The 11828-nt window shown below is 38.5% G+C and carries 13 protein-coding genes; 3 read left to right on the top strand and 10 right to left on the bottom strand.

What is annotated here, in order from left to right; translation table 11 throughout:
- Positions 1-430 (top strand): TerD family protein (locus M23134_RS36575; RefSeq protein WP_045115051.1); only part of this gene is annotated, 430 nt, incomplete at its 5' end.
- A 40-nt stretch (positions 431-470) separates the two neighbouring features.
- Here M23134_RS36575 and rsmG read toward each other — a convergent pair.
- From rsmG to M23134_RS36550, 5 genes are all read right to left on the bottom strand, one after another.
- Positions 471-1106 (bottom strand): 16S rRNA (guanine(527)-N(7))-methyltransferase RsmG, encoded by a 636-nt coding sequence (gene rsmG / locus M23134_RS36570; RefSeq protein WP_002705937.1) that lies wholly within the window; start codon positions 1104-1106, stop codon positions 471-473.
- A 111-nt stretch (positions 1107-1217) separates the two neighbouring features.
- Positions 1218-2162, bottom strand: a complete 945-nt coding sequence (locus M23134_RS36565) for an endonuclease/exonuclease/phosphatase family protein (protein ID WP_002705935.1) — start codon at positions 2160-2162, stop codon at positions 1218-1220.
- A gap of 209 nt (positions 2163-2371) precedes the next feature.
- Positions 2372-2962 (bottom strand): YceI family protein, encoded by a 591-nt coding sequence (locus tag M23134_RS36560; protein WP_002705933.1) that lies wholly within the window; start codon positions 2960-2962, stop codon positions 2372-2374.
- Positions 2963-3081: 119 nt separating this feature from the next.
- Positions 3082-3612 (bottom strand): YceI family protein, encoded by a 531-nt coding sequence (locus tag M23134_RS36555; protein WP_045115050.1) that lies wholly within the window; start codon positions 3610-3612, stop codon positions 3082-3084.
- 328 nt (positions 3613-3940) lie between these two features.
- Positions 3941-4372, bottom strand: a complete 432-nt coding sequence (locus M23134_RS36550; protein WP_002705926.1) for a VOC family protein — start codon at positions 4370-4372, stop codon at positions 3941-3943.
- 91 nt (positions 4373-4463) lie between these two features.
- Between M23134_RS36550 and M23134_RS36545 the strand changes: the two genes are divergently transcribed.
- Positions 4464-4940 carry a hypothetical protein gene (locus tag M23134_RS36545; RefSeq protein ID WP_002705924.1) on the top strand — a complete coding sequence of 159 codons (477 nt, stop codon included), beginning with the start codon at positions 4464-4466 and terminating at the stop codon, positions 4938-4940.
- Between the two features lie 180 nt (positions 4941-5120).
- Here the strand turns inward: M23134_RS36545 and M23134_RS36540 are convergent, their stop codons facing one another.
- On the bottom strand, positions 5121-6848 hold the full coding sequence (locus M23134_RS36540) for a DNA polymerase III subunit gamma/tau (RefSeq protein ID WP_002705922.1): 1728 nt from the start codon (positions 6846-6848) through the stop codon (positions 5121-5123).
- A gap of 158 nt (positions 6849-7006) precedes the next feature.
- On the opposite strand from M23134_RS36540, the gene M23134_RS36535 reads away from it, so the two are divergent.
- Positions 7007-7744 carry a hypothetical protein gene (locus M23134_RS36535; RefSeq protein WP_045115049.1) on the top strand — a complete coding sequence of 246 codons (738 nt, stop codon included), beginning with the start codon at positions 7007-7009 and terminating at the stop codon, positions 7742-7744.
- Positions 7745-7999: 255 nt separating this feature from the next.
- On the opposite strand, the gene M23134_RS36530 is transcribed toward M23134_RS36535, so the two are convergent.
- From M23134_RS36530 to M23134_RS36515, 4 genes are all read right to left on the bottom strand, one after another.
- Entirely contained in the window at positions 8000-9136 is a 1137-nt protein-coding gene (locus M23134_RS36530; protein WP_002705918.1) for a hypothetical protein, read from the bottom strand.
- A gap of 1 nt (position 9137) precedes the next feature.
- Complete coding sequence (locus M23134_RS36525; RefSeq protein ID WP_157558830.1) at positions 9138-9983, bottom strand: DUF4846 domain-containing protein; 846 nt, start codon at positions 9981-9983, stop codon at positions 9138-9140.
- Positions 9984-9987: 4 nt separating this feature from the next.
- Entirely contained in the window at positions 9988-10488 is a 501-nt protein-coding gene (locus tag M23134_RS36520; RefSeq protein WP_002705915.1) for an NADAR family protein, read from the bottom strand.
- Between the two features lie 671 nt (positions 10489-11159).
- Positions 11160-11651, bottom strand: a complete 492-nt coding sequence (locus M23134_RS36515) for an LIC11966 family surface protein (RefSeq protein ID WP_002705911.1) — start codon at positions 11649-11651, stop codon at positions 11160-11162.
- Positions 11652-11828: the final 177 nt, after the last annotated feature.

Raw genomic sequence — 11828 nt, 5'->3', positions numbered from 1 at the left:
GGTGATAGAAACGATTTATTACCACAACCTGCGCTCCGAAGACCGTGCCATTGTGCATAGTGGTGACGACCGGGTAGGTGACTGGGACGGGGATGATGACTTAGACAACGAGATTATTAAAATCAACCTGAATAAGGTAAGTAAAAGGGTAGATCAGATTGTTTTTTATCTTAATTCTTATAATGGGCAGGATTTTGCCAAAATTCCTTATTCTAAAATCCGAATTTTTGAAGGTAACGAAGAGCAAGTAGATGCTGTATTTGCCACGTATAATCTCTCATTTAAATTTTCGTTTACTGGTTATGTGTCTATGGTGATGGGTAAGCTTAAACGTGATGGAGACAAGTGGAAGTTTTTTACCATTGGCGAACCTATCAAAACCTCCAAAATACAGGAAACGATCCCCCTTATTCAACAAAAGTATTTATAAATATTACAAAAAAGCCGGGCATTTACCCGGCTTTTCTCATTTATTTCATCATTTGTACATATACCACTTTTTTGGTCTCGAAAAACTCTTCTTCAAAAAAATCACTCAGTTCAAACACTTTCTTCTTTCGTTTTACCTCTGCCAATTCCTCGGTCAAATCGCCCCCTTTAAGCAACAGGTAACCATTTTTGAGTTCATGGTTGTACATTTTGTAAAACTTATCTTGCGACCAATTATGCAAAGTTTTGAGAGGGGCTACTGCCCGTGATACGATAAAATCAAAATCGTCGTCTACTTTTTCTACCCTTACCTGCTCAGCTTTTACATTGGTAAGCCCCAAACCAGCCACGACCTCTTGTACTACTTTTATTTTTTTTGCAATAGAGTCTACAAGGTAAAACTCGGTTTTGGGGAACATAATAGCCAACGGTACTCCTGGAAAACCACCTCCTGTACCCAAGTCAAGTACTTTTGAACCTGGCTTAAATTGTATAACTTTAGCTATGCCCAACGAGTGTAATACATGACGCTCATATAACATATCTACGTCTTTGCGTGATACTACATTTATTTTTTCGTTCCAATCCTGATACAACTCATTCATTTTAATGAACTGCTCCTTTTGGGCATCAGTCAAATCAGGAAAGTACTTTAATACAATGTCTAACTTCTCCATTTATCCACTTTTTATGGGCTGCGGTCGCTCCTGCCTGCTGCCCTTTGTAAAACCAGGGAGCAAGTTCTACTTTTTTTTGCAGTAATTAAAAAACACCCTACTCTTTTGCTGTTACTTTAGCCCAAACTCCCCTACCAAACCCACATGATCAGCCCCGGTGTTCTGAAAAGTATTCAAATGTTGACAATACAATGGGGGCGAGTAAAAAATATAGTCAATAGGAATGCCCATCCATAAAGCCCAAGTAGGGAAAGTAGGCAACCATGAGGCGCGGGTGTCTTGCATGTGGGTGCTTTGCTTAAAATCTCTGATTAATCGTTCCCAGGGTACCGCATTGAAGTCACCCAGTAATACCAAGGGTTTCTCTTGGTCTTGCTTTATTTGCTGGGCTATTTTATCCATTTGGCTATAACGCCGAGGAATACGTCCTTGCAAAATAGGCGCACTGATATGGGTACTGATAAAATGAACTTTGCCTTGAGGCAATAATACATCACCTACTACAGTAGGTGGTTCATCGTTGAAGATATACTGAACATTTTTGAGAGGATATTTGGCAAATATGGCAATGCCCGAAAATAGGTTGTCTACCGGGTACACAAAAGCATAAGGGTATTGTTTGTGTAAACCCTTCTTAAGTACTTTAGCCCAGCGATGGTTTACCTCTATCAAGGCCAACAAATCAGCTTCTTGCCTTAATAATTGTTCAACTAGTTGCGCATGTTGCGTGTTACGTCCGTGTACATTGAGGTGCAGCACTTTAAAGGTATCTGCTAGTTTGGCTGGCTTTTGAGGCTGAGTTTGTACATAAGGTTGTAAGAACCACACTGATCCCAACACACCAAGTAAATGTGGGGGTATGTATCGGGTTTTGCCAAAAAACGGAAATAAGACAATGACCAGTCCCCAGCCTACCACCATTTGTAAGGCAAGTGCTTGTAACGAAAGGAACACAAAAAAATCGGGTGGGTAGATGAGAATCCAACACAAAAATAAAGGAAAGAGGTAACACAACCATTGTTTATAGCGGGCATTTTTGCCTGTTTTGTAACACACGTTTTGCTTACTTTAAAATCTGTTTATTCTCACCAGAACAAATATTGACAGAGGTTTTTCAATACAAATACAAAGTTAAACAATAGCCGCAGTAATAAAGGCAAATAAGGGCTTAAAAGGTAGGGTTGGTATTATTTATAAAAGTTTCTCCAAAAAAAAGCAAAACAGTGTATGACTGTTTTGCTCTTGCTTATCCATCGAATAGCGTACTATTTCTTCGACGTAAATTCCATGTTGATTGTGATTTTTATATCACTGGCCAATGCTTCTTTACCATTAGGAGCATTTTTACCTTTAGCATAACTTATCCCATAGTCGTAACGGTTGATGGTGGTAGTAGCATGGATACCCATTTTGCTTCCTTTTTTAGTTTCAAAATTACCCAATACTTTTGCATCCATTGTGACTTCTTTGGTTACTCCTTTCAGGGTAAAATCACCTACAATTTTGTATTTATTCTTACCTGCTTTCTTAAACTTTTTACTTACAAAAGTAGCCTTAGGGTATTTTTTTACATCAAAGAAATCTTGTGACCTTAAGTGCTTATCCCTTCGTTCTACGCCAGAGTTTACACTTGCCGGGTCTATACTTGCAGTCAGTTTAGCCCCTTTCAAGTCTTTACTGTTTGCCTCTATAGTTGCATCAAACTTGCTAAAACTACCATTGACAAAAGATAAACCTTGGTGCATCACACTAAAATTTACCCAAGCATGGGCACCATCCATTTTCCATTTGGTTTGAGCCAACGATATAGTAGCCATTAAGGTAAGCGCAGCAAATGTTAAAAATACTTTTTTCATTTTGATAATAAGTTTTATAAAGATTTTTTAGAGTTTGTTTTATGTATGAATGACACAAATATATGTATATACATTTAATGTAAAAACTTATTGATCGTAATTTAACAAAATTCGTTCTATTACTTCTGTTTCACTGGTACTTCCAAATCAATGACTACCTCCCCTGCTGCCAGCCCAAAATCTTTGGATGTAATATTTATTTTACCTTTAAATACTGCTGTTTTACCTTGTTTGGTAAATAAAAAAGGGATTTTAACCACTTTTGTAGTTTCTTTGATGGTCAACTTTCCAATCAACTCAAAACCTTTGTCGGTTTTCTTTATTTTACTCGATTCATAGGTAATGTAGGGATATTTTGCCCCGTTAAGATAGTCTTTCGACAAAATATCTTTTGCTTGATCTTCACCTTCACTGGCAGTGACTGTGCTTACCTTGATACGCGCTTTAATACTTGACTTGTTTAAGTTGGTGGGGGCAAACTGAATAGTAGCATCCAACCCCGAAAAGGTGCCTTCAGCTCCTGATCCCAACTCACTGAAAGTAATTTTAGCCTTGTCAGTTTTTACTTTCCAGGTCATTTGGCCATAACCTAGCTGGGTAACACCCACAACGAATGCTACTAAAAACAATTTGGTTAGAATGTATTTCATATCACTTTTTTTATCTTTTGTAGATTTAACAACGCTCAAAATGATGCTTCACAAATTAAGTGTATCTACAATAAAATTACTACTCATTCCAGCGTTTTTTAGCAAAGGCTCTTTAAAAAGCATTTTTACTGCTTTAGAGCATGTTTGAGGCAGTAAAGCAGGTGTTACAATAAGTGAAACTATAAGTTGCTATTTTATTGGCTACTTTTACCGTCTCAAACCACCTCACTTTTCAGTTTTGAAAGCCAAATGGTTTGCCTCACTCTATAAACTTAGCAATGAAGGTGGCAATCTAAGCTGGGATCAACTGTTTTTAGACAACCATCGTTTAATTCTGTTCAGTTTCTTTGCTACTTTCAGTGGCTACTGAAGGGTTTAAGTTTTCGGCAAAGGTAAGTACAAAGCCGTTGAGGTCTTGTATAGAAAACTCAGTCATTCCATAAAAACTCTCCTTGAGGTCGTTTACAACTGTTACCTTGCCTTTCAGCTTTTCGTATAGATCTTCTACACCTTCTACTCTCAGGTAAAAGCTTAACCCCCCACCCGTTGCTTGTTGCTCTAGGGGTTTAAACTCGGTTTTCATGCTATCTACTGACTGAAACATCAGCGCCAACCCATCGGTAGACACCATCGCCCAGTCATAAGGGGGAGTTTCAGGCACGGTTTGTACCAACTCAAACCCCAGGATACTATTATAATACATGATGGTTTCTGCTACATTGTTTACCATCAGGTTAGGCGTCAAAGTTTTGATTTGCATTTTTTATATCGTTTAATTGTGAGATTTATACAACTCAATTCTTAGGCAATTTAGTTATTAAACTCGACAGATTTAACCAAAAACTCAATCAATGAATATTTATGATTTTTTAAAAACAGGCAAGCTCAAAGGTTTAAAAACAGGAGACACTGAATACTTGGTTTACCAAAAATTTGACAAGAAAGTATTGGGTAAAAAATTGTATACAGACTCTCAATATACCGATATGTTTTATTTTTATGCTTTTGGTGGAGCACTTGAAATATGTTTTGTTTTTCACGAGGTAAGTCACTTCACGGTTACCCCCCATAACCACTTCTTTTTTCTGGAATACCAACAACAAAAGCATTGGTTAGACCAACTTGACAATTTTCACGAATTTGTGGAACTACTACACACAATGAACATAGGCTGGCGTTTTTTGAGGCGTTATTGTCGCGACAAACAGCTGGCAATCATTACAGAGCATCATGTAGTGGCATTTTTTGACTATACACACAAAGACAGTGTTGAGGTTGAGTTTCAAGTAAATGGCAATGACCGCTTTGAGCAAGCCGACAAGGTATAAAATAATATAAGGAACTTGTTTAGGAATGGAAAAAAAATAACTTTTCAGTTTGGGAGTAATCTTTCATCCTGATACTTCGTTACTTTTTTTGGCCGTAGCTATGGCTACGCCCGCAAAAAGTGCCTCGTCTCAGAATAAAATCTCTACCCCGAAATCGGTAATTTATTTTCTCACCATTCCTTAGAGATCTACTTCTAGCCCAAAGCGTGCACTTAAATCGTTCAATTTGGTGTGTTTTTCTTTCAAATACTGAAATTTGTCGTAAGGAGTATATATCTTTTTCTTTTTCTCTACATATACATACTTAGAACTAAGGGTTAAAGCCTGGTTATTCAGTTTATTACGCAGGTTTTTTTGTACCTTCTCCAAATACGCTGCGACCACTTTCTCCTGCGCTTCGTCACTAAAAGTGAGGGTGATTTCGTGCCCATTTTCTATAGAAATGTCGCCTGCCGACAAATATTCAGCGGCTTTTCTAGCCTTCTCCCCATCTTGCGGAAAGTTTCTTAAAATGCCCTTAAAGTCATTGAGTGCAAGCAGCAATTCTTTCTTAGTAAAAGGCGTATTGTCAGATGCTTGTACACTCCCATTACTTGTATCTACTTTTAGGGTAACATCAGGCTTATTAGGGATGACGGGGGTTTTGGGATTCTCCTTTTTGGTATATTCCAGCGACATTTTTGCCGGAGGTGGGGCTTGCTGCTGTTGATGGCTGTTATTTTGCTCGGCTACGTTGGTTTCAGGCTTTTTTTTTTCAGGATCAGCGGGGGGCTGTCCTGCAATCTCTACGGGGTTTTGCGCCCAATCAATGACTCTGTTTAGGTTGGCCATTTTCATCAGCACCAATTCTACAAAAAACCTGGGATTTTTACTGCTTTTATAGTGCAAATCACAGTCATTGGCAAGGTTCAAGGCAGATAGTAAAAACGATGCAGAGGCATTTTGGGCTTGTTCAGCAAAACGTTGTTTTACCTTCTCAGAGACCTCAAGCAGTTTTACAGTTGCAGGATCTTTGCACATCATGACATTGCGTAAATGCGCGCCCAAACCCGCAATAAAAATATGACCGTCGAAACCCTTTCTGAGAATTTCGTCAAAGTACAAGAGTACCAGGGGCATATCCTGCGCCAATAAAGCATCTGTTATTTTAAAATAATAATCATGATCGAGTATATGCAGATTTTTTACTACACTTTGGTAAGTAATGTGTCGATCTGCCGAAAAGGTTGTGATCAGGTCAAACAAAGATAAAGCATCACGCAGCCCCCCATCTGCCTTTTGAGCAATTAGGTCAAGCGCATCCTGTTCCGCTTCAATTTCTTCTTTTTGGGCAATATTTGCCAAATGCCCACTCATATCTTTTACCTCAATGCGTTTAAAATCAAAGATTTGACAACGAGATAAAATAGTAGGGATAATTTTGTGCTTTTCGGTAGTAGCAAGGATAAAAATCACATATTCGGGAGGTTCTTCCAGAGTTTTCAGAAAAGCATTGAACGCCGAGTTAGACAACATGTGCACTTCATCTATGATGTATACCTTGCGTTTGCCGCTTTGGGGTGGATAGCGCACCTGATCTACCAAGTTACGAATATCGTCAACACTGTTGCTAGAGGCAGCATCTAACTCATATACATTCATCGAACCTTGGTTCTGAAAACTCACGCAAGACTCACAGGTACCACAGGCTTCAAAATCTTCGGTAGGAGTCAAACAGTTGATAGTTTTGGCAAGGATACGCGCACAGGTGGTTTTGCCTACCCCACGAGGACCACAAAACAAAAAGGCTTGAGCTAGTTGGTTGCTCTTAATTGCATTTTTGAGCGTAGTGGTAATGTGTGATTGACCAACAACTGTATCAAATGTGGCAGGGCGATATTTACGAGCCGATACTACAAAGTTCTCCATAAATGCAATTTAACAATTTTCTCGAAAAAACGGGTGGCAAAAATAGCAAGTTTACTTGAACGCCCCAGTGAATTGGGTTAAAAATATTGGGAGTTTTTCCCAAAAAAAATGTGTGAGCATTCGTATATTTGATTCAACCACCCACTAAACCCAACAGTATGAATAGTCTACTTACAACCCAAAAACCTCGTACTCATGGGGTAAAATATCCTCACTATAAACAAGTGCTTGCCCAGCTCACCTCTGAGCAGGCGAAGGTTGTAAACACCCAACAAATTCACGGAAGTAAAACATCGCAAGAATGGCTCGACTTATTTCAAGGTATTCTTTTGTATAACCAAACCTTGAGTGTAAAACTAAGTAATTTTAGTTTTTGGACAACTATTGTAGGCATCCCTTTGGGTTTACTCATCTTTTTTGTAGGACCAATGGTTTTCATTTTCGTCTTCCATAACTTAAGCCTTTGGTCTATGTTCCCTTCATTTTTGGTCATGTTTGTCATTTTCAGGACCCATACATACATTACCCAACTTCACAGCAAGCTATTAGCCGATTATTTCCAAGACATTATCGTTCCTCTGATGATCATATTACACGAAGAAACTGCTGTCGATACTCGTATAACCCTTCACGTAGACTTGAGACATCAAACAGACGAAGAACACTTTGCGAAATATATAAATCGCTATAAATGCTACCACTGGCAAATGCTTCATCTGTCTACCCAACTGTATAACGAAGCAAGCTTAGACCTAAAGGTAAATATAAGGCTATATGACAAAGTAAATAAGCCTAAAGCAAAAAGAATAATATTGACCAAACTCAACGTCCAATACCCCAAAAAACACCACAACATCATTGACCCAACCTTTATAGACCAAAAACATATAAGGTAAAGCATAGAGAAAACCTAAAAAATATGTATTAAGCTTAAGCCAAAAACTAAAACTTAAAAACGACAATTACAGCACAAACAATTATAGTGATCTAAAGCTGAAAGCACTTGTGCAAATGATTAGAGATAGCTATAGGGTCACAGTGCTTAAGCCCTAAAGCAACAAGCCCCTTAAAGAACAAGTCTCTAAGGGGTGTTGTATTATATATTGTGTGTCGTATATGTAGTACCTTATTAGTTGGTGGTGGTTGCTTTACTATTTAGACGTTTGACGCTCATAACGATCCAGCACTGACATCAAAGGGCCATAAGGGTTAATAAATTTCTTAAGCGCATGGTAGTACACTTTTACATAACCAGAGCTTCTCAATTTGCTTGGTACACGATCGGTCAAGTGAAAAATAACTTTGCCTTCCCGGGTAATTTTTCCCTTAAAACTTCTATTATCAGTCAGTGAGAAACCTTCTTTATTGGTAGGTTTTAGTTCAATACGCGCCAGCTGTTCTTCAGTCAGTGTTCCTCCACAGTTCTCATTTACTTTTTCCTGCAAAAACTTATTCAATTCGGTGATCATGTCAGGCTTAAAAAAATCGCGCAACTCATACACTTTACCTGTATAAAAATTCAAGTTAATCCCCCAGGATTCGCCCGGATATGGTTTTCCTGCCCTTGTAAGGTGATGCGTTTTGGTAATGCTGATCAAACTACCACGCAAGTAACTCACCCCGTAGTTTACATCATCTTTAAAACTATCCTTACAGTCGAGCAATGATGCTTCCATTTCATGAATAGGAAAGTGTTTTTCAATTAAGTTATTCACCTTGGTTTGCATTTTTACATCACTCATGCCTTTAAACTGAGGATAAGATACATGAATATAGCAACTGCCTACTTTAGAGTGCTCATCAACTTCTTTTTGGTCAAGTTTCCAGGGTGAAGGTTTCAAACGCTTTGCCAATGTAAGCTCAAACTTCTGTGTTTTGCCCTCTTTTGTCCACTCCCCCATTACTTTTGCGTCTTGATCTTCTAGTGTACCAGTAATTTTGGCTCCCAGGTTCCCTTCTTTATCTATCTCATTCAGTTCAAAAGCACCTTCCTTCAGGGTACCGTTCAACAACACATCCTTGCCATCAGCCACCATCCAATAGGTGCCCGAAAGCTGATCGTCATAACGTCTCAGGTTCATTTTAATCGCCTGATCTTTACCCAGTGTACCTGCATAGCTCTTGTCAAACCCTGGATACACTTTTGGCTCTTTTGGTTCATCTTTTTTCTCTACCTTAGTACTATCTTTGGTAGTTTCGTCTGTTTCTTTGTTTTGCTTTTTTTTATCACAGCTTGCAACCACCATTAATGTCATTACAAACACATACAACAACGATTTTTTCATCATTTCAAAACCTTTTTAAATTATTCTTTTTGAAAGTCCATTCGGGGGTTTCAAGTTCAGCCCTTAGTTGAGCCACACTGTACCACGGATTTAGTTGTTTATTGTTCAGATTCTTTAATATATGTATATCCTGTGCTGGCATGTAACTTTGTGCCAGCATAAACAACAACACTCCAGTACGCGAATGTCGTGCCACATCTACCACCAATACCGCATGTCCTGGAAACCCTCCTTGGATAAAAACATCGCCTACCTGTATATCCCTTATACAGGGTACTTTTTGCAGCTCTTTATTCAGCGAATAACTACCTGCATACATAAACACTGTTTCGAGATATTGGCGAAAAGTAGCATAAGATTCATCAAAACCATGCGTTTTCACCCAACGTACTTTATTGCCCCTTACTTTTGCTCTAAACCCCTTGCACCACTGTGCATAAGAAGCCAAAGAACCATTGGTAAAGTGGAACTGGATACGGGAATACAGCTTGTTTTTATACAAGTATTCTGCTCTAAGCCTGATTACAGCATCAGCACATTGTTGCAGGTTTTTTTTGCCTACATCCACATCCAGCACGGCATATTGTGCCTGCTGGTTGCGCTTGCGATGACCATTGTATAAATACACTGTAGGACTAGATTTTAAAGGTAGGTTTCTCAAATAACTGCCAAAAGAGCTTGGAACTAATGTTACCCGCTGATAACCAGCAGGTAAAGCTATTTCTTTGATTTTTTTAGGGGCATTGCTCAGGGCAAATCCAGCGGCATCGTTGTTGGAAATATTTTGGTGGTTTTGCATCAGCAACACACACACCACTATCAATAATAAACTAACAACAATATATTTCACTGGCTCAATTCATTGGTGATGCTCCACTTATCAAATCGTCTCTTAACTGGGTAAGCACTTCACCCAACCAGTTGGTTCCCTGCCACTTACTCTTGTCTTGGACATCGGGATGGTCAACAGCCAAACCTATGCCCCATATCTTATCATAAGGGCTTGCTTCTACCAACGTGGTTCCGGTGGTGGCTAACAAAGAAGCTTTTAAGGTTTCATTTTGGGTAAACTTGGCATAGTTGGCGTCATAGACAATTTTCTTACAATGATTATTCCAAGTTGTAGCATCAAAATTGCGTACTTTTCGCCCTAAAGCCTTTTGATCGCGTGGTTTTTTTGTACGTAAAATCTGCGCGGCAATTTGTTCATCTTCAAATAGTTTCGCCTTTTGGTACATCATATATTGCTCGGCACAGTTGAAAGCAACACCATCTACAGTAAAATCTGATGGATGCCATTGAGAAAGTGGCGAGCGGGTTTCCCAAAAAAAGGTAAATTGTTCTTGATTTTCCATACGTTCAGTAATAAAGTAAAGATTTTGAAATCAATAGTCCATAGTATTTAGTCGGTAGTCCATAGCTGATTCGAGTAAATGTTTACCTTGTTAAATACTGTAAACCGAACTTGTGAGCTCAACGAAGTTAATCAGTATTTTATATTAAGATTGCTTACTCACTTTATTTTTAAAAGGGTTTCAGTTTTAGCCTACACCAACCAGTTAAATAGTTTTTAAATTCATCAATGACTGATTACCAGCAAACAACTTTCACCAAAAGTACTGCGGAGTATTAGAAATAACACTAAGGAATTTATATTCAATAGGATCATCAACTATTTGCAAATTGCTTGTGAGTACTTTGTTTAGGTGAGATAACCACTTGCCTCACAAGCCATTCTAAACGCCCACCAAAATATAGGGCTTTCTTATAAAAAGTGAGAAACACCTCTGAAGCTTGCAAGCACAAGGTTTCGATCGGGCGTGGAGACACTGCCCGAGGCGGAAATATGGTTTTTCGGGGGTATATTCTCCTAAAGATTCTTTTATAAGAAAACCCTGCACCAAAATACTCGTCAGCTGAGTTTATGCGGTTAGTTGTACCTATTAGGGTTAAAATAGTTTGTACCTTTTTCAGAAAAAATGCTCTCCCCTGATACACCCACTCAATTAAAAGCGCACAAATTCAATTACTCAAGTTTAAAGTTGTGCTTTTTGGCAAAAGCCTGTTGCGCTTTTTTAAACTTTTGGTAAGCCGCTTTTTCGTCTTTCTTCAGCTTTTTTTCCATATCCACCAATAAGTTTTTTTCTTCTTCCGACACTTCTGCTTGCATCAGCAAAGGCACCATGCGAGCAAAGTCTACCTCGATAATACGGTGATATACATCAAACAACCCCAAAGCTGTAGCCTTAAAAGTACTGTCTTTGCCCAAAGGTTTTAAGTTTCTAGCCTCAATCAATTGGTCATTGATTGTTTTCACCAATGTATCATACGCGGGCACTATAGCTGCCGAATCGCCCTTTTCCAGCGTTTTGTAAAAGCTATCTAACCCAGTATTTATTTTTTTTTGAATGCTAACAATCTTGTTGTTGTATTCTATGGCTCTGGTATCCTTAGGAAGGCACTGAGTCAATAAGGTCAGCCATACCATCGCAACTCCCCAGTATATTTTATTTGTCATAATAGATTAGTTTTTAACCTCCGAAAATTAAAAGCCTGCATTTTATAAAGCAAACATTCGCAATACAAACTATACCAAAGTAAAATCATTTGAGCCAACGCATCACTTTTTAATGATTTTCTCTTAAATTATTTCTAGTCTAATTATTCCTGGTCTAATTATTCTTGGTCTACCTGA

Origin of the sequence: Microscilla marina ATCC 23134, from assembly GCF_000169175.1 — a bacterium.
GTDB lineage: Bacteria > Bacteroidota > Bacteroidia > Cytophagales > Microscillaceae > Microscilla > Microscilla marina.
The sequence above is the reverse complement of the archived record's forward strand: the minus strand, read 5'-3'. Positions and strand labels throughout refer to the sequence as shown.